The 22,678-nt window shown below is 69.7% G+C and carries 23 protein-coding genes; 16 read left to right on the plus strand and 7 right to left on the minus strand.

All coding sequences use genetic code 11. The features are described from left to right. The first annotated feature begins 35 nt into the window (after positions 1-35). Positions 36-938 carry an SDR family NAD(P)-dependent oxidoreductase gene (locus AVR91_RS12410; protein ID WP_228708337.1) on the plus strand — a complete coding sequence of 301 codons (903 nt, stop codon included), beginning with the start codon at positions 36-38 and terminating at the stop codon, positions 936-938. On the opposite strand, the gene AVR91_RS12415 is transcribed toward AVR91_RS12410, so the two are convergent. From AVR91_RS12415 to AVR91_RS12430, 4 genes are all read right to left on the minus strand, one after another. Next, on the minus strand, positions 935-1,495 hold the full coding sequence (locus AVR91_RS12415) for a GNAT family N-acetyltransferase (protein WP_063273755.1): 561 nt from the start codon (positions 1,493-1,495) through the stop codon (positions 935-937). The genes AVR91_RS12410 and AVR91_RS12415 overlap by 4 nt on opposite strands. A 360-nt stretch (positions 1,496-1,855) precedes the next feature. Beyond that, positions 1,856-2,905, minus strand: a complete 1,050-nt coding sequence (add, locus tag AVR91_RS12420) for an adenosine deaminase (protein WP_063273756.1) — start codon at positions 2,903-2,905, stop codon at positions 1,856-1,858. A 123-nt stretch (positions 2,906-3,028) separates the two neighbouring features. Continuing rightward, positions 3,029-3,832: a DNA-formamidopyrimidine glycosylase family protein gene (locus tag AVR91_RS12425; protein ID WP_063273757.1), complete on the minus strand. Its 804-nt coding sequence runs from the start codon at positions 3,830-3,832 to the stop codon at positions 3,029-3,031. 6 nt (positions 3,833-3,838) lie between these two features. Beyond that, complete coding sequence (locus tag AVR91_RS12430; RefSeq protein WP_063273758.1) at positions 3,839-4,696, minus strand: ParA family protein; 858 nt, start codon at positions 4,694-4,696, stop codon at positions 3,839-3,841. 109 nt (positions 4,697-4,805) lie between these two features. Between AVR91_RS12430 and AVR91_RS12435 the strand changes: the two genes are divergently transcribed. The 3 genes from AVR91_RS12435 (at position 4,806) to AVR91_RS12445 (ending at position 7,521) form a co-directional block, all read left to right on the plus strand. Beyond that, positions 4,806-5,540: a methyltransferase domain-containing protein gene (locus AVR91_RS12435; RefSeq protein WP_016332657.1), complete on the plus strand. Its 735-nt coding sequence runs from the start codon at positions 4,806-4,808 to the stop codon at positions 5,538-5,540. A gap of 149 nt (positions 5,541-5,689) precedes the next feature. Continuing rightward, positions 5,690-6,907, plus strand: a complete 1,218-nt coding sequence (gene dinB / locus AVR91_RS12440) for a DNA polymerase IV (RefSeq protein ID WP_063273759.1) — start codon at positions 5,690-5,692, stop codon at positions 6,905-6,907. Positions 6,908-7,104: 197 nt separating this feature from the next. Then, positions 7,105-7,521 carry a DUF3040 domain-containing protein gene (locus tag AVR91_RS12445; protein WP_016332659.1) on the plus strand — a complete coding sequence of 139 codons (417 nt, stop codon included), beginning with the start codon at positions 7,105-7,107 and terminating at the stop codon, positions 7,519-7,521. 142 nt (positions 7,522-7,663) lie between these two features. On the opposite strand, the gene AVR91_RS12450 is transcribed toward AVR91_RS12445, so the two are convergent. The 3 genes from AVR91_RS12450 to AVR91_RS12460 are packed head-to-tail and all read right to left on the minus strand — an operon-like array spanning position 7,664 to position 12,549. Continuing rightward, positions 7,664-10,177 carry a transglutaminase family protein gene (locus AVR91_RS12450; RefSeq protein ID WP_063273760.1) on the minus strand — a complete coding sequence of 838 codons (2,514 nt, stop codon included), beginning with the start codon at positions 10,175-10,177 and terminating at the stop codon, positions 7,664-7,666. Further along, positions 10,174-11,448: a DUF58 domain-containing protein gene (locus AVR91_RS12455; protein WP_016332661.1), complete on the minus strand. Its 1,275-nt coding sequence runs from the start codon at positions 11,446-11,448 to the stop codon at positions 10,174-10,176. The genes AVR91_RS12450 and AVR91_RS12455 overlap by 4 nt, the downstream gene beginning before the upstream one ends. Before the next feature lie 21 nt (positions 11,449-11,469). Further along, the gene (locus AVR91_RS12460; protein ID WP_063273761.1) at positions 11,470-12,549 is read right to left on the minus strand and encodes an AAA family ATPase; all 1,080 of its coding nucleotides are present in this window, start codon (positions 12,547-12,549) and stop codon (positions 11,470-11,472) included. A gap of 271 nt (positions 12,550-12,820) precedes the next feature. Here AVR91_RS12460 and AVR91_RS12465 point away from each other — a divergent pair, with 271 nt between their 5' ends. From AVR91_RS12465 to AVR91_RS12520, 12 genes are all read left to right on the plus strand, one after another. Further along, positions 12,821-13,174, plus strand: a complete 354-nt coding sequence (locus AVR91_RS12465; RefSeq protein WP_037343168.1) for a hypothetical protein — start codon at positions 12,821-12,823, stop codon at positions 13,172-13,174. Positions 13,175-13,178: 4 nt separating this feature from the next. Next, positions 13,179-13,712: a DUF3558 family protein gene (locus tag AVR91_RS12470; protein WP_076857333.1), complete on the plus strand. Its 534-nt coding sequence runs from the start codon at positions 13,179-13,181 to the stop codon at positions 13,710-13,712. A gap of 8 nt (positions 13,713-13,720) precedes the next feature. Then, entirely contained in the window at positions 13,721-14,299 is a 579-nt protein-coding gene (locus AVR91_RS12475; protein ID WP_063273762.1) for a PPE domain-containing protein, read from the plus strand. Then, positions 14,296-15,048: an ESX secretion-associated protein EspG gene (locus AVR91_RS12480; RefSeq protein ID WP_063273763.1), complete on the plus strand. Its 753-nt coding sequence runs from the start codon at positions 14,296-14,298 to the stop codon at positions 15,046-15,048. The genes AVR91_RS12475 and AVR91_RS12480 overlap by 4 nt, the downstream gene beginning before the upstream one ends. Positions 15,049-15,099: 51 nt before the next feature. After that, positions 15,100-15,618, plus strand: coding sequence for a YbaB/EbfC family nucleoid-associated protein (locus AVR91_RS12485; RefSeq protein ID WP_063273764.1), 519 nt, complete (start codon positions 15,100-15,102; stop codon positions 15,616-15,618). Beyond that, positions 15,615-15,938, plus strand: coding sequence for a type VII secretion target (locus tag AVR91_RS12490; RefSeq protein WP_063273765.1), 324 nt, complete (start codon positions 15,615-15,617; stop codon positions 15,936-15,938). Before AVR91_RS12485 ends, AVR91_RS12490 begins: the two co-directional genes overlap by 4 nt. Next, positions 15,935-16,993, plus strand: coding sequence for a WXG100 family type VII secretion target (locus tag AVR91_RS12495; RefSeq protein WP_063273766.1), 1,059 nt, complete (start codon positions 15,935-15,937; stop codon positions 16,991-16,993). The genes AVR91_RS12490 and AVR91_RS12495 overlap by 4 nt, the downstream gene beginning before the upstream one ends. Beyond that, positions 16,986-17,564: a hypothetical protein gene (locus tag AVR91_RS12500; protein WP_228709193.1), complete on the plus strand. Its 579-nt coding sequence runs from the start codon at positions 16,986-16,988 to the stop codon at positions 17,562-17,564. Before AVR91_RS12495 ends, AVR91_RS12500 begins: the two co-directional genes overlap by 8 nt. 618 nt (positions 17,565-18,182) lie before the next feature. Then, positions 18,183-18,614 carry a division/cell wall cluster transcriptional repressor MraZ gene (mraZ, locus tag AVR91_RS12505; RefSeq protein ID WP_005156436.1) on the plus strand — a complete coding sequence of 144 codons (432 nt, stop codon included), beginning with the start codon at positions 18,183-18,185 and terminating at the stop codon, positions 18,612-18,614. A 203-nt stretch (positions 18,615-18,817) separates the two neighbouring features. Next, the gene (gene rsmH, locus AVR91_RS12510; RefSeq protein ID WP_063273767.1) at positions 18,818-19,777 is read left to right on the plus strand and encodes a 16S rRNA (cytosine(1402)-N(4))-methyltransferase RsmH; all 960 of its coding nucleotides are present in this window, start codon (positions 18,818-18,820) and stop codon (positions 19,775-19,777) included. Then, positions 19,774-20,481 (plus strand): hypothetical protein, encoded by a 708-nt coding sequence (locus AVR91_RS12515; protein ID WP_063273768.1) that lies wholly within the window; start codon positions 19,774-19,776, stop codon positions 20,479-20,481. Before rsmH ends, AVR91_RS12515 begins: the two co-directional genes overlap by 4 nt. Further along, positions 20,481-22,409, plus strand: coding sequence for a peptidoglycan D,D-transpeptidase FtsI family protein (locus tag AVR91_RS12520; protein WP_063273769.1), 1,929 nt, complete (start codon positions 20,481-20,483; stop codon positions 22,407-22,409). The genes AVR91_RS12515 and AVR91_RS12520 overlap by 1 nt, the downstream gene beginning before the upstream one ends. Positions 22,410-22,678: the final 269 nt, after the last annotated feature.

A 22,678-nucleotide genomic window follows, 5' to 3' on the forward strand; every position in this document is an offset into this window, starting at 1 on the left:
TACTTTGCGTCATGTAGTGTCTATTCTGACACCAGGTGACATTTTGGAGGCGGATGATGACGATGGACGGCAAGACGGTGCTCGTGACCGGGAGTACCGGTGGCATCGGCAAGGAGAGCGCCAGGCGGCTCGCCTCGCTCGGGGCACGGGTGATCCTCGTCGGCCGCGACAAGGCGCGAGCCGAGGCCGCCGCGAAGGAACTACGCCGATCGAGCGGGCACACGAAGGTCGACGCGATCACCGCGGACCTGTCCCGGCTCCGTGACGTGCGCGAGCTCGCCGAAGAGGTCGCCGGCCGGGTGGATCGCCTGGACGTGCTGATCAACAACGCCGGGGCCGCCCGGGCCCGGCGTGAACTGACCGAGGACGGAATCGAAACCGCCTTCGCGGTCAACGTCGTGGCGCCGTTCAGCCTGACGCATGGGCTGCTGCCCGCGTTGAAACGGTCGGAGGCGGCTCGCGTCGTCAACATCACGGGGGGCATCCCGCGCGGACGGATCGACCTCGACAACCTGCAGGGAGAGAAATCGTATGTGGGACTGTCGTTCTACAACCAGACCAAGCTGGCCCAGATGGCGATGAGTCATACCTTCGCGAAGCGGCTCGAAGGGACCGGCGTGACACTGAACGTCGCGTATCCCGGTCATGCCCACACCTCGATGAACAAGGACCTCGGCGCCGACGCCTACCCGCCGCCCGCCCGCCCGATCGTGCCGCTGCTCCGGCTGCTCATGCCCGTCTTCTACGGCCACCGCGCGGTGCGCAAGGCGACGAGGTCGAGTGTCCATCTCGCCTCCAGCCCCGAGGTCCGAGAAGTCACCGGGGCCTATTTCAGCAGCAAGGCCGTTCGTGTTCCTTGGCCCGAGGCCGTCCAGGACGAAACCACTCGTGGGGTGATCTGGGATCTCTGCGAAAAGGTGTGCGGTGACCGGCTCTAGCGCCTCGCCTTCCACTCGTCTTCGAGCATCGCGAAGACGAGTTCGTCGGTCCATTCGCCCTTGACGACCTCGTTCTCGCGCAGATGCGCCTCCTTGCGCATGCCGAGCCGCTCCATCAGCGCTGCCGACGCGGTGTTGCGTCCGTCACAGCGGCCGATGATCCGGTGCAGGCCCAGTTCTTCGAAGCCGAGCCGCAGCAGTTCGGTGGCGGCCTCCGCGGCGAAGCCCTTGCCGTGGTGATCGGGATGGAAGACGAACCCGATCTCGCCCTGGCGGTGCTCGCTGCTGAGGTATTCGAGGTTCAGGTCGCCGATCAGCTGCCCGGTCTCGGTCAGCTCCACGGCCACCGCGAGGAGCTGGCCTTCCTTCGACAGGCTGCTGCTGTGCACCCGTTTGGCGAGGGCGGCGGCGGATTCGGCCCGGCTGCGCGGCCCCCAGTAGAGGTAGCGGGCGACGTCGGCACGGGACTGGAAGGAGTTGAGTTCGTCGAGATCCGCGGGAGTGAAGGCGCGGAGGGTCAGTCGCTGGGTGATGATCGGGAAATCGGGCCTCAGCATGGCGTCAGGCTATCCAGTCTGCGGGGTTCCCGGGGCGGAACTGCGGCGGACGGTCCTTCGGGGCGGCGGATGGTCCTCCTGCCCCGGAAATAGGGGTACCCCCGAGGCGGCTCCCGGACGCCGGGAATCGGCGTCCGGGCCCGAGCCGGACCGGTGCTCGGGAACCTCGGGGGCCCGGTGACTGCCTGGTATTCGCTAGCAGGCATCACGCGAAGCAGAGACGACGAGCCGAAGGTGGCTCCAACTTGCGTTGTATCGCTGCTCTGAAGTCCTACGCGTGGGGTCCGCTAGCGGACAGCCACCTCACGAGTCCTGTTGGAATACAACTTTGGACCACCTCCTCTCTCGTGTACCGCCACGCTATGCGAGGAGTTCGGGGTCCTGCAACAAGATTTCGTCGATCTCCCGCAGCAGGACGATCTTGTCCGCCGAGGGCAGAAAAGAGGCTTCCACGGCGTTCTTCGCGAACAGGGCGATTTCGGCCGCCGTCAGGCCCAGGGCTTCGGCCACCGCCGCGTACTCGCCGTCGAGGGTGGCGCCGAACATCGGCGGGTCGTCGGTGTTGAGCGTGACCAGCACGCCGTGGTCGAGCAGCCGTCGCACGGGATGCGCCGCGATCGAGGGGAACTGGCCGGTCCGGATATTGGAAGTCGGGCAGACCTCCAGCGGGATCCGTTGCACGGCAAGGTATTCCAGTAGCGCCGGATCGGTGTGCGCGCCGACACCGTGCCCGATCCGCTCGGCGCCGAGATCGTGCACCGCCGACCAGACGGTGGCGGGCCCGGTGGTCTCGCCCGCGTGCGGGACGCTGTGCAGCCCCGCCTCCCTCGCCGTGGTGAAGAACGGGGCGAACTGCGCACGGCCGACACCGACCTCGGGGCCGCCGAGACCGAAGGACACCAGGCCTTCGGGGCGTTCGCGCAGCGCGAACACGACCGTCTCGCGGCCGGCGACGACCCCTTTCTCGCCGGGAATGTCGAAGCACCAGGCCAGTTCCACCCCGTGGTCGCTCCGTGCCGCCGCCCGTCCGGTGGCGAGCCCGGTGAGGAGATCGTCGGACGGCATCCCGTCGAGGACATGGTTGTACGGCGTCACGGTCACTTCGGCGTACCGGGCGTTCTGCGCGGCCAGGTCGGCCGCCAGCCCGGTGACGAGGGTGTGGATGTCGCGGGCGTCGCGCACGAGCGACGTCACCGCCAGGTAGTTGCGGAGGAAATGCGGGAAATCGCGGAAGGTGAAGAACTCGGCGAGCGCCGCGGGTTCGGTGGGCACGCCCGCGGACGGGCGGCGGCGGGCCAGTTCCAGCACCGTGGGCAGGCTCGCCGAGCCGACGAGGTGGACGTGCAGTTCGACCTTGGGCAGGGCGTGCACGAACGCGCGCAGCGCCTCGCCCGTGAGGATTCCGGGCATGACAAAGCTCCCTGGGAGAAGTGAAGGGTGACGTGCGGAGGAGCGGGCGGCTCAGGGAGCGAGGTCGCCGCGTTCGGTGTCGGCCCCGTAGAGCGGGAGCTTGAACAGCGTCACGAGGTCAGCTTAGCCGCTCGGGGCAGGCCCGGACTGGCATTTCGGGCAGAACCAGGTCGGTCTCGCCTGGTGCCCGGCGCCCTGGGGTGCGACGCGAAGCCGTCCGCCGCACCGGAAGCAGCCCTGTTTGGTCCGCTCGTAGACCCAGTGCTCGCGGCCGCGCCGGAGATCGCCGGTGGTGGTCTGGGAGGTGCGCCAAGCGTTGCTCTTCAGCAGTTTGCGGCCGAGCGCGACCGCTTTCGCCGTGTCCACTTCGGACACCGGTGTCCACGGCGTGACGCCGAGCAGGAAACACATCTCGACCTTGTACATGTTCCCGATCCCGGCCATGATCCGCTGATCCAGCAAGGCGTCGCCCAGTTCGCGCTCCGGATCCGCGGCCAGCGCGGCCGCCGCCCGCCCCGCCAGCTCGTCCGTCCACTGTGGATCGAGCAGATCCGGCCCGAGATGGCCGACCAGACGGTCTTCCTCGTCCGTGGGCACGAGTTCGAGGTCGTGCACGCGGAAGCCGATCGCCTGCAGTTCCTCGGTGGCCAGGATGACCCGCGCCTGATGCGCCGGATGCCGCCAGCGCGCGCCCGCCCGGTAGACGTCCCACTTGCCGTCCATCCGCAGATGGCTGTGCAGGGTGAGCTCGCCGGAAAGGCGGGTCAGCAGATGTTTGCCGACCGTGCCGACGCCGAGCACGTCACGTCCGGCGAGATCCGTCGTGGCCAGTTGTGGGACCCGGAACTCGCCGCGCAGCAAGGTCTTGCCCGCCAACGCCTTGTCGAGGACCTTGCCGGCGAGGAAGACGGTGTCGCCTTCGGGCATCGGAGGTCAGCCTGTGCCGGTGTCGCTCAGCTTGGCGGGTGTTTCGGGTTCTTCCTCGCCGCGGACGCGATGCCGCCCCGCCCGGCTCGACCGCAGGACCTTCGCGAGCACCATGTTGAAGGTGAGCGCGATCTCCTGCGCGCCGGGGGAGTGCCACTCGTGGATCGGGCTGCACGCGCCCTGCGCCTGCTGCACGGCGAGCCGGTCCGGGATGGCCGTCGGCATCACCAGCGGGCCGAAGTTCTCCCGCAGCTCGGCCACCCGGAACTGGTGCTCGTAGGAGCGCACGCGGAGCTTGTTGACCACGACACCGATCGGCCGCAGCCCCGGGTTCTGCTCTTCGCGGATCTTCTCGATCGCGTCGAGCGCGCGGCGGGCACCGGAGACGGCGTACATCGTCGGCTCGGTGACGATCAGGGCGCTGTCCGCGGCCACCAGCGCGGAACGGGTCAGCCTGCCCAGCGACGGCGGGCAGTCGAGGATCACCAGCTCGTAGGGTTCCTCGCGCAGCGGGTTCGTGTGCAGCTCGTCGAGCGCCCGGGAGAGGTTCTCCAGGCGGCGGCTGTCGGCGTCGGGCTCGTTGAGCATCTCCAGCTCTTCGGCGCCGACCAGGACGTCGATCTGGTCGCTCCACACGCTGGGCGCGATCGCGCGTTCGAGCACCGAACGCACCGGCGTCTCGAGAACGTCGGCCAGCGTGCGATCGGTGAAGGGCGGATCCAGCGAGGTGGTGGCGTTGCCTTGCGGGTCGAGGTCGGCCACGAGGGTCCGGGCGCCCCTACGCAGCGCGGCGGACGCGACACCGAGGGCGACCGTCGTTTTACCGACGCCACCCTTCAGGCTGAGAACAGCGACCGTGTGCACTCGATACAGCCTACGGGCAGCCGGCGGGGCAGCCCCGTGGCAAGGTGTCGAACACCGCATCGGACTACACCCGACGGGCCGGCGAAGGCGGGCATTACCCTGTGCGTTTATGAAGACGGACACCGTGGCCACGCGGGGATCGGGGGCGGTTCGCCGGGTTCTCGAAGCAGAACTCCGGGCCGCACGGGCGCGAGGCGCACAACAGCCGCACGTCGTCGACGTCGGCGGCGGCAGCGGCGGCTGGGCGGTGCCGCTGGCCTCGGCGGGCTGCCTGGTGACCGTGGTCGAACCGAACCCCAACGCGCTGGCGACCCTGCGCCGCCGCGCCGAGGAAGAGGGCGTCTCCGGCAGCATCACGGTGATCGCCGACGACTCCGACGCGCTCGGCGCCCACGTCGCCGCCGGATCGGCCGACCTCGTCCTCGCGCACGGCCTGCTGGAGGTCGTCGACGACCCGGCGCTCGTGCTCGCAGCTTTGGCCGCCGCGGTCAAACCCGGCGGCGCGGTCTCGGTGCTGGTGGCGAACCGGAACGCCGCGATCCTGCAGCGCGCGCTGGCCGGACGCCTCGGCGAGGCCCGGGAGCTGCTCGCGGCCGAAAGCGGCGTGCTCGGCGGCGGCCGGGAGACCGTGCTGCGGCGCTTCGACGCCGAGGCCCTCCGTGCCCAGCTGATCGAGGTGGGTCTCGAGGTGACCTTGCTGCAGGGCGACGGCGTCGTCGCCGACTTCGTGCCCGGCGGGGTGCGGGAAGAGGACCTGGCCGAGTTCGAGCTGGCGGCGGCGTCGGTCCCGCCGTTGCGGGACATCTCCAGCCGGCTGCACCTGCTGGCCCACCGGCCGGCCTGATCGTCGCGGAGCCCTTCCGGATGTCATGAAAGGGTCGTTCAGGACGAAAAATGTCCTGAACGACCCTTTCATGACACTCGAAGCGGGAAACTGTCGGTGGGCCGGGCTAGCGTCTGCCCGTGGGACGAAACGCCGAACTGCCCGGAGGGATGGCCCGCTACCGCGTGACGACCGGGGCCACCACCTGGCCCGACGACACCGGCTGCGGCCTGCTGCACGTCGACATGGACGCCTTCTTCGTGTCGTGTGAGCTGCGCACCCGCCCGGAGCTGGCGGGCAAGCCGGTGGTCGTCTCCGGTGGCGGCCCGAGGTCGGTCGTCGCGGCCGCGAGCTACGCGGCGCGCGAGTTCGGCGTCCGGTCGGCCATGCCGTTCTCGACGGCGAAACGGCTCTGCCCGCAGCTGATCTGCATCACCCCGACGCCGGGGCTCTACGGCGAGGTGTCCCAGGGCGTCATGGGGATCTTCCGCGAGCTGACGCCACTGGTGGAGCCGCTGAGCCTGGACGAGGCCTTCCTGGACGTCAGCGGGGCGCTCAAACGGCTGGACTCCTCACCCGCGCGGCTCGGCGCCTGGATCCGGGAGCGGGTGTCCGCCGACTTCGGGATCAGCTGCTCGGTCGGCGTCGCGAAGGTCAAGTTCGTCGCGAAGCTGGCGTCCGGGATGGCGAAACCGGACGGCATGGTCGTCGTCCCGGCGGCCGAGACGCTCGCGTTCCTGCACCCGCTGCCCGTCTCGGCGCTGTGGGGCGTCGGCAAGCGCACCGAGGAGCACCTGCGGCAGCAGGGGCTCCACACCATCGCCGACGTCGCCGCCGCTCCGCTGGCGAGGCTGAGGCGGTCGCTCGGGCGGGCACTGGGGGAGCATCTGTACGCGCTCGCGAACGGGCACGACGACCGCAAGGTCGTCCCGGAGTCGCCGGACAAGTCGATCGGCGCCGAAGTGACCTTCGACGTCGATCTCCACGACCGCGCGGCGCTCGGGCTGGAACTGCTCCGGCTGTCGGAGCGCGTCGCCGCCACACTGCGCCGACGGGGCCTTCGCGGGCGGACGGTGTCGATCAAGGTCCGGTTCGCGGACTTCAAGACCATCACCCGCGCGAGGACAACCGCCGTAGGAGTGGATGTGGCCCGCGACATCCACCGCACGGCCGTCGAGCTCCTCGCCGAGCACGCGCCGACGGGCGCAGTCCGCCTGATCGGCGTAAGAGTCGAGGGTTTGGACACGGAGAGTAGTGGAGAACAACTGCTTTTCGCATCTTCCGAACCCCGTTGGCGGGATGCGGAAGTCGCTGCCGACGTCGCGAGGTCGAAGTTCGGTGCCGCCGCGGTGCGGCCCGCGTCACTGCTGACCCCCCGTGACCAGTGACATCGCCGGCTCGGTCGTCTTCGAGAGAGCCGAGTCGGGTGGTTTCGGCCAATTCGATCCCTTCTGGATACGGGATCGGGTAGTCGGACGAGCGCGGGGCTCGTATCCTGGACAGAGACACCCCGCCTGGGGTTGTCTGTTGGGTCCATGACGTTGCGCGGCCCGGCGCCCGCGACAGCTGTGCCGGAGGAGGAAAGATGCCACTCTCCGAGCATGAGCAGCGGCTGCTCGATCAGATCGAGCGCGAGCTCTATGCCGAGGACCCCAAGTTCGCATCCACGGTGCGAGGCACCCGGTTGCGCCGCCCCGCCCGCCGACGGCGTTTGCAGGGCATCGCCCTGTTCGTAGTGGGCGTCGCACTGTTGGTGCTCGGCGTGGTGGTCAACATCCGGGTGGCCGAGATCCCAGTGATCAGCGTGCTCGGGTTCCTCGTGATGTTCTTCGGAGTCATGATGGCCGTCACATCGATTCGGCAAGGAGCCGAAGCGGAGGGCGGTAAGGACAGCGGTGGCCCGGGGGCCGGCGGGGGTGGCGGCGGCAAGTCGTCCACGCGCCGGAGCTCGTTCACCCAGCGCATGGAAGAGCGCTTCCGCCAGCGCTTCGAGGAGCAATAGCTCTCACACACGCGAACATGCCGGCAGGGCGACGCCCTGCCGGCATGTTCGCGTTGTCCTGCCCCGGCGGGCTCTCTAGCGCGTGAAGGCCTCCTTCCCTCGGCTCAGCCGAGGGAAGGAGGCCTTCACGCGCACACGAGCGCTACTTGTCCCGCCGCCGCAGCGACCGCGGGAACAGGCGGCCCTTCCACGACATCGGCGCGTTCCGCTTCAGGCTCTTGCGGACCTCGTCGAAGGCCGGGCCCAGCGTCCGGTCGTCCGCGGGCTTGTCCGAGTACCAGGACCGCTCCACGACACCGATGACCGTCCGCAGGCCGGAGCGGCCCTCCTCGTCCAGCCGGTGCTTCTCGACGACCTTCCGGCCCGCCACGCGCACCGTGTCGCCGCCGGACAGCGGCAGGCCGCGGTCCGCGCACTCGTCCATCAGCTCGCGCCACGCCGCGTCCGCCGCGGCGGGGGAGCGGGACGCGATCTTCTGCAGCCTCAGCCGTCGCTTGATCTCCCGGATCGCCGTCGGCGTGCCGAGCCCGCCGAGGACGACCACGAGCGCCAGCGCGAACCACCACGACACCCACGCCGCCAGGAACGCGAACGCCGCCACCCACAGCGCGATCGCGATCAGCGGCAGCCAGTTCGTCACGTTCTGGTTGTCCAGGAACCCGTGTTCCGGTGCGGGCGAGTCCGGGGAACGCGACGAAGGCCGCATCAGCGCCCGGTATCTCAACCGCGACCGCACGATCGCGACCACGGTCAGCGCGGCCGCCAGCCCACCGAGGATCCCGGCGAGGATCGCGGGCCACAGCGGCTCTTCCTCCTGCTGGCCGGTGCTGCCGTCGGCACCGAGGTCCTCGCCCTGGTCACGGGGGGTACCGGTGGCGGGGGCGCTCGACGCGGGCGCGCTCGGCACTTCCTGGGTGTCGTTGGTCGTGGAGCTGCCCGCGTCGTTCTGCAGGTACGGCGGGACGACCGCGCGGCCGTCGACCAGCGGGGTCGGGTCGAAGCTGACCCAGCCCTTCGTCTGGAAGTAGACCTCGACCCACGCGTGCGCGTCTTCGGAACTGATCGAGACGTGATCGCCCTTCGGCGTCCCGGACGTGAAGCCGATGGCGACCCGCGACGGGATGCCGACCGACCGCAGCATCACGGCCATCGCGGACGCGAACTGCTCGCAGAACCCGCGTTTGCCGTTGAGGATGAAGTCGGCGAGCGCGTCGGAGTCGGTGGCGTCGGCGGTCTTGGTGTCGTAGACGAAGCCGTTCTGCGCGGTGAAGAACGACCAGAGCGCCTGCGCCTTGTCGAAGTTGTTGGACTCGTTCTCCGTCAGCTGCTTGGCCTTCGCGACCACGCGGGGATCGACCCGGTCGACCTGGGTGAACTGCGGCGGCACCTCGGCCAGGCGGGCGTCGTCGAGGCGGAGTTCGTCCTTCGACGGTTCCTTGATGGACGCGGTCTCGGTGTAGGCGGGCGCGTTCTGCTTGGTCGTGGTGAACACGGCCCCGCCGACCGGGTCGTACAGCCAGTTGTCGGCCAGCCCGTTGAGCGCCCTCGGCGCGCCGTAGATCGGCAGCCAGTTGTCGACCCAGTTCGTCGGCTCGATCCGGATCTCGCGTCCGGGCCCGGCGCCGTCGTCACCCGGAGCGGGCGGAAGCCCCTTGTTGGCCTGCACCCCCTGCTGGGCGCGGCCGTTCTGCGCCAGCCCCCAGCCCTTGTTCGGGGTGTAGGTGTCCAGGGTGAACGCGCGCAACAGCCGCTTGTCCGCGCCCAGCCCGTAGACCTTGAACAGCTCCACGTTCTCGCCCCGGTCGAGCAGGCCACGCAGCTGGGTGAACGGCTCGACGCCGAAGCCGCCCGCGCCACCGCGGCCCGAACCCTGGCCGCCGGGAAGGCTGCCTACGGTGCCGATACCGGTGACGGCGGTGCCGATCACCAGGCCCATCGCGATCGCGGCGGCCACCACGCCGACGGGGGCCGACAACGTGCTCGCCGAGTTGCCCAGCCCGGGCGCGTCCCGGTTGCGCCAGCGGCGATGCCGGTGGTTGCCGTCGACGGCGAGCAGCCCGGCGAACGCGGCCGCGCCGAGCAGGAACGTCCACCACGGCAGCATGTCCTCGGCCAGCGCGGCCGGGACGGCGTACACGCACAGCAGGACCAGACCGGTCGCGGCGGGCGCGGCGGCGGCCACGGCCAGCGTGTCGACCAGGACCGCGACCAAGCCGATCGCGATGGTGATCAGGCAGAGGATCGGCGGGGTGCCCTCGACCGGGGGCAGGCCGACGCGGATCTGCTCGGCCGCCGCGGCGAGGACACCGCGCAGTTCGTCGAGCGCGTCCGGGCCGGGGAAGATCTTCAGGATCCCGCTGGTGGTGAACGCCCCGGTGACCAGGAACAGCAGCACCAGCAGCTGTGCCAGCCCGACGACGATGGTCGGCGCGCGCAGCGAGCGCAGGGCCAGGCCGGTCGAGGCGATCAGCACGACGGCGACCAGCAGATAGCCGAACCACGCCCAGCCGGAGACCACGCCGGTGAGCGAGGTCGAGGCGAACAACGTGGCGAGCCCGGCGGCGATCGGCGCGAGCACGCTGCTCGTCCAGACGGGTGGCGGGGCGGCGGGACGCGGTTTGGGGGTGTGCGGCAGGGGCGGCGCGGTCGCGGTCACAGGCCGCCTCCGATCAGCGTGCCCCGGCGGGTGGCCGTCTGGCAGAGCTCGGCCCAGACCTGCGGCATGGGCGAACCGGGACCGGCGACGACGACGCCCCAGCCCGCGGCTCGCAGCAGCGCCACCGACTCCTCGGTGGCGGCGGCCCGGTTCTCGGGACGGTTGACGCCGGACGACCAGCCGGGGGTGTCGAGCAGCACGGCGAGGCTCCGGATCCCGCGCGGGCGGTACCGGGACAGCTCGTGCACGGATTCGTTGCTGACGGTGCCGAGCACCGCGATGAGTTCCTGTCCCTCGGCCGGGTCGTGGCCGAGGGTGATGTCGCGCTGATGCGCGGGCTGGAGCGCGGCGAGGACGTCGAGCACGACGTTGTCGTAGTGCTCGCCACCCTCGCCGGGGGTGTCGGCCAGGGTCTGGCCGTGTTCGGTGATCAGGCGGACCCGGTGGCCGGAGCGGCGCAGATGCAGCGCCACGGAAGCGGCGAACGAGACGGCCCATTCGAGGCTCGCCGCGGGGCCCGTGCCGTGGTGCGCCGCCGCGCGGTGGTCCAGCAGCACCGTGGTGCCGCCGCGCCACGGCCGTTCCTCGACGCGGACCATGATCTCGTCGCGGCGCGCGGTCGAGCGCCAGTGGACCTTCCGCAGGTCGTCGCCCTGGCGGTACTGCCGGACGATCACGTCCGACTCGCCCTGCCCGGCGTGCAGGCGGATGCTGCCGTCGTCGCCCGCGCCGATCCCGGCGCCGCTGGGCAGACCCCAGAGGCCTGCCACCTTCGGCACGACGACCAGCCGGGAATGCCCGATCAGCTCGCGTTCGAACTCGCACAGCCCGAACGGGTCGGTGATCGTCGCCCGCAGCGGGCCGACCTGCTGGATCCCGCGCAGCACCGGCTGGAGCGGATACCGCAGCGCGACCCGGCGGTCGTGGGGGAGACGTTCGACGACGAACCGCGGCCGCGAACCGAGCGCGTAGGGCACGCCGTCTTCGAGCAGCACCTCGCCCGCCGGGAGCCTGCCGTTGCGCCAGAGTTCGAGCTGGACCTCACCCGGCGAGCCGACCGAGACCCGCTCGGGGCGCAGTGAACGGGCCGCGCCCAGCCGCAGCCGGGTCGCCGAGATGAAGAAGGCGACCAGCAGCGGCAGGGCGATCACGAACACCGCGACCCGCAGCAGATCCCGTTCGTTGAGCACGAACGAGCACGCCGCCGCGGCGACGCCGGCGGCGAGGAGGCAGCGGCCGCGTGTGGTCAGGCCGGACAGCGCACGCAGCATGGCTGTTCCCTATTTCCTTCGTCAGCGGTGGTTCGAGCCCTGCGGAACGGGAACGCGGTGCAGGATCGCGCGGACCACGTCGGTGGCCGACCGGCGGGCGGCGTGCGCCTCGGTGGTGAGCACCATGCGGTGGGCCAGCACCGGGACCGCGACCGTGTGCAGGTCGTCCGGGACGACGAACTCGCGGCCGGAGAGCGCGGCCTGCGCGCGGGCGGCGCGGACCAGCTGCAGGGTCGCCCGCGGCGAGGCGCCGAGGCGGATCTCCGGCATCTGGCGGGTCGCGGCCACCAGATCGACGGCGTACCGGCGGATCTCCGGCGACATGTGCACCGAGCGCACCGTCTCGATCAGCCGCTGCACCGACTCGCGGTCGGAGACGGGCTCGAGATCGGCCAGCGGGTTGTGCCCGGCGTGCTCGTCGACCATGGCCAGCTCGGCCTGCTGGTCGGGGTAGCCGATGGACACCCGCGCGGTGAACCGGTCCCGTTGGGCCTCGGGCAGCGCGTAGGTGCCCTCCATCTCGATGGGGTTCTGGGTGGCGATCACCATGAACGGCTCTTCGAGGTGGTACGTCGAGGTGTCGACGGTGACCTGGTGCTCTTCCATGCATTCGAGCAGGGCCGACTGCGTTTTCGGCGAGGCGCGGTTGATCTCGTCGCCGACCACGATGTTCGCGAACACCGGACCGGGACGGAACTCGAACTCGCCGCTCTGCCGGTTGTAGATGGACACCCCGGTGACGTCGCTGGGCAACAGGTCGGGGGTGAACTGGATCCGGCTGACGGTGCAGTCGATGGAGCGGGCCAGCGCCTTCGCCAGCGAGGTCTTGCCGACCCCGGGGACGTCTTCGACGAGGAGGTGGCCTTCGGCGAGCAGGGTCACGAGCGCGATGCGGATGACGTCGGGTTTGCCGACCAGTACCCGCTCCACGTTGGCGGCGATCCGCCGCGCGGTCTCGTGCAGTTCGTCCAGCGACGCTGGGGCTTCACGGCCGTTCTGCCGGCCGCTGACCGAGGCGGCGCCCGTGGGGTACGGGGCTTGCCCGGTTGCCTGCTCGCCCTGGTGTTCGCCGGGCGTCGCAGACTGGATTCTCGACGTCACTCGACCTCCTGATGCCGCGTGGCTGGATTTCCGCTGGGTCCTCTGCCGGACCGTTCAGTCCCCCGGGCAGCGGTCAGCCTCCCACGAAGTGTGTCAAACTCGGGCGAACTCGTGGGGGGAACCCCGCCAACCCCAGTCGATGACTCTGTGCAACCGGAGACCTTACCTCGATCGGGTGAGGTGAGCGCGTTTTCGGGTGCTCCCGCTGACACCTTGTTTTGTCGTATGCTCCGGTGCGAGGTCGCTCGACTACGGAGAGGCGTAATCGCATATGAGCGAGGTGAGTACCGCCAAACCCCGGTTCGATCTGAGCGGGTTCGCGGTCGCGCCGGAGCTGGCCGCCGACGCCCACGTGAAGATCTCCGCCCTGCAAGACGTGGTCGGCCAGATGGTCCGCGAGGCCAAGGTCCTCGGCCGCACGGTTCCCCTCGGCGGGGGATACGCGGACGAGGTCGGCAAGTTCATGGCGCAGTACGGGATCGGCGCCGAAGGCTCCGCGGTCGAGGCGCTCACCGCCTTCGGCAAGGAACTCGAGGCGCTCAAGAACCGGATCGAGAAGGCGCTGGCGAAGTACACCCGACAGGATGAACAAGCGGCGGCGGACGTGGACTGTGTCGGCGGCTGATCCCATGAAGTCCCGCCTGGTCGCGCTCGGCCTCCTCGTCGTCCTCGCGGTGTCCGCCTGCGGGCAAGGGGCCGCGGGGCAGGCGCGGATGCCGGCCGCCGACGGTCCGGCTCCAGCGCCCTCGTCCTCGGCGCCCGCGCCGGATCGCGGCGTTGATCCGTGCACGCTGCTCGACCCGAACGACCGGTCGACGGCGGGGATCAACGTGCTCGGCGTCGCGAAGGAGATCAACGGCGCCCGCGCCTGCGACTGGACGGTGCCCGCGACCTTCGGCGTCACCATCACCGTGGACGAGAAGAACGGCCTGGCCGATCTCGAGGTCGCGCGCAAGACCGCCACCAAGACCGAGGTCGGCGGCCGGGAGGCGCTCAAGGTCGCCGACAAGAAGGCCGCCGACGGGACCTGCGCGGTCCTGCTCGGCATGGGGGAGAAGGCGAGCGTCCAGATCGACGTGAGCAACACGAACTTCACCGACACCCCGCTCGCCTGCGAGCGCGCGGTGACGGTGGCGGGATTGGCCGAACCCAAGCTGCCTTAGGAGAAACAGTGCCTGAAGGAGAGACGCCGGGACGCGAGGTCCCGGTCGCGGCCACGCGATACGAGGCGTACAGCCACGAGGCGCTGGCCGCCGAGGTCGAAGCGGGTAACGACCCCGAGACCGCGGGCGGCATCGGCGCCGGCTGGGAAGCGCTCGCGCGGCGTATGCAGGACGCGACGTCCGAACTGGCCGGGCTGATCGGCAGCAGCGAAGAGAACTGGCGCGGGGAAGCGGGCGACGCGCTGCGCGGGGTGCTGACCACGGCGTCCGGCTGGCTGGCCTGGTCCGCCGACCTCTCGTCCTCGCTCGGGAAGGCCGTGTCCGGGCAGGCCGAGGCGGCGGCGCGGGCCCGTGCCGACATGCCGCCGCCGGTGCACTACGACCCGGGCGCGATGATCCGCGGCGCCGCGGCGGGCGGGAACCTCGCGTTCCTGGCCGCGCTCGCCGACGAGATGGAGGCCAAGCACGCGGAAGCCGAGGAGGCCCGCCGCAAGGCCGTCGACGTCATGAACACCCGCGATGCCTCACTGCGTTCGCTGACCCCGCGGGTCTCCTTCGGGAAGCCGCCCGAGCTGGGGCGGTCTTGATCCGCGTTTCCGCGTCGGCGTTCGACGTCCTCTGGTCCGATCTGGGCCACGCGGCCCCGCCATGGCCGCTGTCCGTGCGCAGTGTCGGCGTCACGGAAGCGGAACGCGCCGAGATCCGCGACGCGGTCTACGAAAACCTCGCCGAACGAGGCCTTTATGACGGGGACCGGCTCGACGCCGCCTTGGAAGCGCGGCTGGACCTGCTCGCGCGAGCCGAGGTCTACGTCGAATGCGAGGCGCTGGCCGACATGACGGCTCAGGCCCCGTTCCGCGCGGTCGCGGCCGCGCGAGGGCGGCACGGCGTGCTGGCCACACAGCCCGAGCAGACCATCGCGCTCTCCGGGATCGGCGACGGCGAGGTGTTCGCGGCGATCGTCGACGTCCTGCCGGAACTGCGGCCGGGCCCGGGTTACGGCATCAGCCTGCCCGCGGCGCGCTTCGGCGACGCGCTGGAGGATCCGGTGTTCGGCGACGGCGGGCGATCGTCGGCTTCGGACAGTCAGCTGCGCGAGGTGCTCGCGATCCAGGCTCGGCCCGTCTACAGCGCGGGGCAGTTCACCGTGCGGACCCGCGACCGCGACGGCCGGGCGCACCGGGCCGGTGGGCTGACCTGGTTCGACACCGACGTCGGCGCGTACTGCGCGGCGCGGACCGAGGGGCGCGGCGGGCAGGCGTGGGTGAATGTGTCCCCTGTGGACGGTCCCCGGCTGGCCGCGCGGCTGGCCTCGTTGCTGGACCCGGACCGCTAGGTTGTGACGAGTCGAAAGCCTGAGGGGGCCTTCGGGAATGGGGGTTTCGGAATGACCGTGCCGTTCGGTGGTCAAGTGCGGGATCCGCGGGAGTGGATGCGTGAACAAGAGCGGCGCAGCGCCGCCCTGCTCGCCAAGGCGGAGCAGGCGAAGGCCGATCTGGAGAACAACGTCGTCACGCTGAGCAGCCCGGATCGGCTGGTGACCGTGACGGTCAACCCCGGTGGGGGACTGACGTCGCTCTCGTTGTCACCGCAGGCGCAGGAACGGCCGCCTGCCCAGCTTGCGTCGCTGATCATGAGCACTTACCGCAAGGCGACGACGCGGGCGGCCGACCGGACGCTGGAGATCATGGCCGGGCTGACCGGCCAAGACTCCGAAGCGGTGGATTTCATCAAGAGCACCCTGCCGCCGCGGGAAGAAACGCAGCCCGCTCCGGAATCGGACGATTCCGCACGCTTCGGCGTCCCGGCCGAACCGCCGCCCGCCAAACCCCGGCCACCCCGTCCTGTGTCCGATGAGGATGACGGCGAGGACTTCCAGCACGTCGACTGGACCGGCCGCTCGTGAGCGGGCCGGGATACGGCGTCTCGCCCGAGCGTCTCAAAGCGCACGCGGACCAGATCTCCGACCTTGCCGACCGCATCCGCGGCGCGGCCTCTGCTGCGAACCAGGTCGGGATGGGTGGCTTCCAGGGCTATGGCCTGCTGTGCGCGGTGCCCGTCGGCGGGGTCCTGCAGCTGGCCCAGGGCGACGCGGACGAGCTGATGACCAGCGCGGCGAATCTCGGCGACGCGTTGTCCGACGCGCTGAGGAAGGCGGCCACGGACTACACGAAGGTCGACGACGACGCGGCGCAGCTCAGCCGGGACCTGGGGAAGAAGCTGTGAGCGAAGACCTGATCGCGAAGAAGGAGGACAAGTCCGAGCCGTTCAAGGGTGGGGGCGTTTTCGACAGCGGTTCGAGCATGGTCGGTGACATCTTCAAGGGGGCGAAGGGCGAAGATCTCGACGCGTTCGCGGTCGCGATGGACGGGGTCTCCTTCGGACTGGACGTCCTTTCGATGGTCCTGAACCCGCTCGGTGAGCTGGTGAAGGCCGGCGTCGGCTGGCTGATGGAGAATCTCGACTTCATCCGCGAACCGCTGGAGATCTTGACGGGTGATCCCGATCTGGTCCAGCAGGCGGCGCAGACCTGGAACAACATCGCCGCCGAGCTCGAAGCCGTGGCCGGTGACTACGAGGGCGCGCTCTCCACGACGTCCGGCTGGGATGGCGACGCGGCCATCGCCTACCGCAGTATCGCACTGCAATACACGCAGTCGCTGCGTGACGTCGCAGCCGAAGCGAAAGACTCGGCGCAATGGATCACGACCGGCGGCATGGTGGTGGCCACCGCGCGGGCACTGATCTTCGACATCATCGCGACCTTCATCAGCGATGTGATCACCCGTGCGCTGCTCGCGCTCGCGTCGTCGTGGTTCACCTTGGGTGGCTCGGTGGCGGCCTTCACCGCGAGCGTCTTCGCCGACGCCGTGAAGGTGATGGCGAAGATCCAGAAGAAGCTCGGCAAACTGCTCGCCGCGATCCAAAGGTTCGTGAAACGGTTCGAAGGATCGAGTGGGCGTGCCCGCGAGGCGGCGCGGGCGCTGGGCCGGAAGTCTTCCGAACTGGGGCGGGAGGCGAACAAGGCGATCAAGTCGAGCGACAAGGCACTGGACGGTCTCCAAGGCGACAACCTCAAGTACCTGCGTGGCGCGAAAGACCGCATGGAGAACACGACGTTGGGCAAGATCGCCGACAACACCGGCATCAAGGTCGCCAAAGAAGCGGGAAAGGCGGCCGCCGCGGACTTCAACCAGTACAGTGGCGGCTCTTCCGAACGCGGCCGGATCACACCGTCCGCCAGTGGCCGGATCAGCGGCTCGCTCGACGACGATGACTGATCGCTCGGCGAGTACCGGCCGGACGCGGTGGTGGCCCCGGGGCGTGATGGGCGCCGTCGGCGTGATCCTCACGGTGTGGTCGATGTTCTCCCTGCAGTGGGTGGTCGGGTTCGAGCCCTGGGGCACGCTCACCCGAGCCGGTACCGCTCAGGTCGAGCGATGCGAGCGGAACGCGATCCACCTGTGGATGACGTACTCGTGCGAGGCGGAAGTCCGGTGGCACAACGTTCCCGAGGGTGGAGAACAGGTCTCCGCCACGGTGATCACCTCCATTTCGGCACTTTCGGGCAGCGTGCCGGTGGAGGAGTACAAGTACCGGAAGAAGAACAGCTCACGAGGCGGGTCTTCAGTGGTCCCGGTCGACCGGCCGATGTGGCCGGTGGCCGACGGCTGGTGGATCCTTCTCGTCTTCGTCAGCGTGATCCCCGGCTGGGTCGCGGGGTTCTGGGTGGGCGGCCGTCTCGGCAGGCTCCTGCCCGAACCGACCGGGCAACCCAAGGATTGGCGCGGTGTCAGCCGTCGGGCCGCGTCGGGGATGAACGGCCGCCGCCGCAAGCGCGGCCGCCGCTGACCTACGTTCTGCCGGTGCGCGGGTGACGCTTTCGCATGACTGGACGGACGACACACGTGATTGGAGGGACGACACGCGTGATCCGGCGGACGGCTCTCGGCGAAACCCGGCCGCGCTCGTGTCATCCATCCAATCACGCGTGTCGTCCGGTCGGTCACGTGACATCGCCCGGTGCTGTCCTCGTGAGTGGTCAGAACCCGAATCGCCGAGCCCACGGGAGCCAAGACGGCCGTCCTTTGTCGACCCCGATCATGGGATGACCCGACGCCACCCTCCACTGTGTCCTTCGGGCGTCCCACCCGTCCCCACCGGATTCCCCACTTTCACCCCCATATCGCCCCACAACAGGGTTCCGGCGGCCGATATCCGGACGTGTCAGGCATGGATGAGGTTGCTTCGATACCCGCCCAGGGGGATCTTGGCCACCGTCCCCCACCGAGCCCCCACCAGGCCCTACCTGGCTGACCAGCGAAAACGCCTGACACGACGGAGTGGTGGCGGCTTTTGCCGCGTTGACTGTGGTGAAAAGTGGGGTACGGTGGTGCGCAGTGGGGCAGAAGGGAGCCCCGTGGCCGGGCTTGGTTGTTCGCAGCCAGGATCGGTAGGGAGGTGGAGCCGGTGTTCCTCGGCACCCACACCCCGAAACTGGATGACAAGGGGCGGCTCACGCTGCCCGCGAAGTTCCGCGACGCGCTCGCCGGTGGGCTGATGGTCACCAAGGGACAGGACCACTGTCTCTTCGTCTTTCCCCGGGCCGAGTTCGAGCAGATGGCGAGGAAGGTCGCCGACGCCCCGTTCACGAACGAGGCGGTCCGGGCCTATCAGCGTTATCTCTTCGCCGGGACGGACGAACAACGCCCGGACGGGCAAGGACGTATCGCGATCGCGTCCGAGCTCCGGCGCTACGCCGGGTTGAACAAGGAGTGCGTGGTGATCGGGGCGATCACCAGGCTGGAGATCTGGGACGCCCAAGCGTGGCAGGGCTACCTGGACGAACACGAGGACAGCTACGCGAAGGCTCGAGAGGAAGTTCTGCCGGGCGTCTTCTAGACGTGGCCGAGGAAGCACCCACGCCGTCGGGGGGCGCGGGTTCACGCTTCGGGCACGCCGGGAACCGTCCACACGGATGCCGTGAGGCCTCTGTCCGCTCAGTGGCCCTGGTACACCTTCCCCGGTACCAGGTCAGCAGGCGGGCGGACAGGGACCTGACGGCATCCGGCATCTTCCCCGGCACTACAGGAAAGGGGGAAGACATGGCAGACGAACACGAGCACGTCCCGGTGCTGCTGGAGCGCATCGTCGAACTGTTCGTGCCGGTCTTCTCCGACCGCGAGGCCGTGCTGGTCGACGCGACCGTCGGGCTCGGCGGTCATTCCGACGCGCTGCTCACCGCGTTCCCCTCGTTGCGCCTGGTCGCCCTCGACCGTGACCCCAACGCGCTGGAACTTTCCGCGAAACGGCTTGCGCGGCACGGTGATCGTGTCGATTTCGTGCACGCCGTCTACGACGAGATGCCGTCCGCGCTGGCGGGCCTCGGTCTGTCCAGAGTGGACGGAATCCTGTTCGACCTCGGGGTCTCCTCGATGCAGCTCGACCGTGCCGAGCGCGGATTCGCCTACTCCAAGGACTCCCCGCTCGACATGCGGATGGACCCGACCACCGGGTTCACCGCGGCCGACGTGCTCAACACCTACGCCCCCGGCGAGCTGATCCGGATCCTGCGCGACTACGGCGAGGAACGCTTCGCCCAGCGGATCGTCAAAGCCGTTGTGGCGGAACGGGAGAAGGAACCCTTCACGCGCAGCGGGCGGCTGGTGGAACTGCTGTACGACGCCGTCCCCGCGGCGAGCAGGCGCACCGGCGGGCATCCGGCGAAGCGCACCTTCCAGGCGTTGCGGATCGAGGTCAACGGCGAACTGGAGGTGCTGCGGCGCGCGATGCCGAGGGCGCTGTCCTGCCTCGCCGTCGGCGGCCGCATCGTCGTGGAGTCCTATCAGTCCCTCGAAGACAGGCTGGTCAAGCAGGCCTTCGCGGAACTGGCGAAATCCCGGACGCCGGAAGGGCTTCCGGTGGAACTGCCGGGCCACGGCCCGGAACTGAAACTGCTCACCAGAGGGGCCGAGAAGGCCGGCGAGGCGGAGACCGAACAGAACACGCGGGCCGCCTCCGTGCGGCTACGGGCCGCCGAACGGATCGGAGACCGAGCACGATGACCGCTCCCGCGAAGTCCCGCGGCCGCCGGACACCGCCGCCCGGACGGCGTGCCCGTGCGGCCGCCACGGCCGACCAGGCACCCGACACCACCGAGACCACGACGTCCCGCGCCTCCCGTGGCCGGACGTCGGCGGCCGAGCGTGCCTACGCCCGCCGTGCCCAGCGCGCCGACCTGCTGCAGCGAGACCAGCAGCGCAACCGTCCCGACGCGGAAGGCGGCGCGGGCAAGGAAGAGCCGAAGAAGAAGCTCAAGCTGCGCTGGCCGCGTTCGCGCGCGTCGTTCGTGCTGATGATGATGGGCATGCTGGCCGTCGGCGTGGCGTGCACGCTGTGGCTGACCACGCAGGCCATCGCCGATTCGTACCGGCTCGAACAGCTCCGCACGACCAATGCCGGGCTCGCCGAGGCGAAGGAGCGGCTGCAGCGCGAGGTCGCGAAGGCCGAGTCGCCCGCTTCGCTGGCGCCCAAGGCCAGGGAACTGGGCATGGTGCCCGGCGGCGACCCCGCGCATATCGTGGTCGGCCCGGATGGACAGTCCACTGTGGTCGGTGAGCCGAAGAAGGCCGAAGCCGAGGCGCCCGCCGCCCCGGCCGAATCGACGGCGCCTCCGCCCGCCGAGGGCACGCAGCAGGGCACGCCGTACGAGGGCGACCAGCCCGCGGTGCCCCAGGAGAACACGGCCCCGGCGCAGGGAGGTCAGTGATGTCACCCGGCCGTCCGGCGCAGGCCAGGGCCCGGTCGGCGGGGAGCGCGCGGCGGACCTACGCCGCCGGGACCCGCCGTGCCACCGCCCGCCGGGGCAACGGCGGGAACCGGAGCCGGTTCACCGGCGTCCGGATCCTGCTGATCGTCGTGATGGTGCTCGCCGGCCTCAAACTGGTGCAGGTGCAGTGGTTCGAGGCCGGTGCGCTGTCCGAGGCGGCGGAACGGCAGCGGACGTCGGTGATCGAAAGTCCCGCGCAGCGCGGCTCCATCCTGGACCGCAACGGGACGAAGATCGCGTTCAGCGTCGAAGTGCGGACGCTCGCGGTGAGCCTGAACTGGCTCCACAAGACGATGGACGACTTCGCCGCGAAGAACCCGACCAAGGGCAAGAACTTCGAGTCCGAGGTGGCGGGCGCGGCGAAGCTGATCGCGGCCAAGCTGCCCGGGGTGATCACCGAGCAGGAACTGCTGGACAAGTTCCACAAGCCGGACGGCTTCACCTACCTCGTCCACGACATCGAACCGTCGGTCGCCGAGGCGATCGTGAAGGAATACCCGTGGATCAGCGTCGAGAAGCGCTCGAAGCGCGAGTATCCCGGTGACTCGGTCGGCGCGAACATCGTCGGCTACGCGAACTGGCGCACCGACGACAAGGACGTCTCCAAGCACAACCTGCACGGTGGCTACGGTCTCGAAGCCTCGCGGGACAACGACCTCGCCGGAACGCCTGGCCGCAAGATCGTCAACACCCGGAACGGCAACGACAACCTCGTCATCCCGGGTACCGAACGGGACATCCAGAACGCCGTCCCCGGTTCGGATCTGCAGCTCACGATCGACACCGACCTGCAGTACGAACTGCAGCGGCAGCTGAGCGAGTACGTCGCCAAGTCGAAGGCCAAGGGCGGCCAGGCGGTCATCCTGGACTCGAAGACCGGCGAGGTCTACGCGCTGGCCAACGACAAGACCGTCAACCTCAACGACCCCGCTTCCCGCAGCGAGACGGAGAACCTGAACAACCGCGCGGTGACCACGCCGTTCGAACCCGGTTCGGTGAACAAGATCGTCACCGCCGCGGGCGCGATCGACGCGGGTATCACCACGCCGGAGGCCTCCCTGCCGGTGCCGGGTTCGTTGCAGGTCGCGGACAAGATCGTCAAGGACGCCTGGCACCACGGCACCCAGCAGTTCACCACCACCGGCATCTTCGCGAAGTCGTCGAACGTCGGCACCCTGTTGCTGGCGCAGAAACTCGGCGAGGACCGGTACGCGGATCTGCTCAAGAAGTTCGGTCTCGGCCAGCGGACGGGGCTCGGTCTCCCCGGTGAGAGCCCGGGTGTCGTGCCGCCGCGCAACCAGTGGTCGGCCACGACCTTCGGAAACCTGCCGATCGGGCAGGGACTTTCGATGACGGTCGTGCAGATGGCCGGGATGTACCAGGCCATCGCGAACGACGGCCTGCGGGTGGAACCCCGCGTGGTCAAGGCGAAGATCAATCCGGACGGGACCCTCGTCCCGGAACCGGCGCCGAAGACCGTCCAGGTCATCAGCCCGCAGGCGGCGAAGACCGTACGCGAGATGATGCGCGCGGTGACGCAGAAGGGCCGCGGGCAGCAGAGCGGCACCGGGCCGAAGGCGGCGCTGGAGGGCTATCAGATCTCGGGCAAGACGGGCACCGGCCAGCAGGTCGACCCGAAGACGAAGACGTACAGTGACCATCTGTACAACATCACCTTCGCCGGGATCCTGCCCGCCGACAACCCGCGTTTCGTGGTCGGCATCCGCCTCGACGCGCCGGACGCGACCCTGCAGCAAGGACTCTCGGCCGCGCCGCTGTTCCACTCGGTGGCCGCGTACCTGGCGCAGCGGTTCCAGATCCCGCTGTCGGACGGTCCTTCGCCTCAGGTGCCGCTGGTGCTTTCCTGACGTCACACGCGTGCTTGGAGCCGGAACTCGCGTGATTCAAGGCGTAACTCGCGTGATTTAAGGCGTAACTCGCGTGATTTAAGGCGTAACTCGCACATCCGCCCGGAGTCACGTGAGTTCCGGCTTCAATCACGCGAGTTACGGCCCCGGGCACGCGAGTTCCGGCTTCGGTCACCACGGCGCCGCACCGGACCGCAGTCGTCGCTGTGCGTGAACGGGTCTGCGCGCCGGGCGCCGTCCGGAATCGCCGGTCCCGTGGGGTCCGAAGT

Source organism: Amycolatopsis keratiniphila subsp. keratiniphila (assembly GCF_001620365.2).
Taxonomy (GTDB): domain Bacteria; phylum Actinomycetota; class Actinomycetes; order Mycobacteriales; family Pseudonocardiaceae; genus Amycolatopsis; species Amycolatopsis keratiniphila.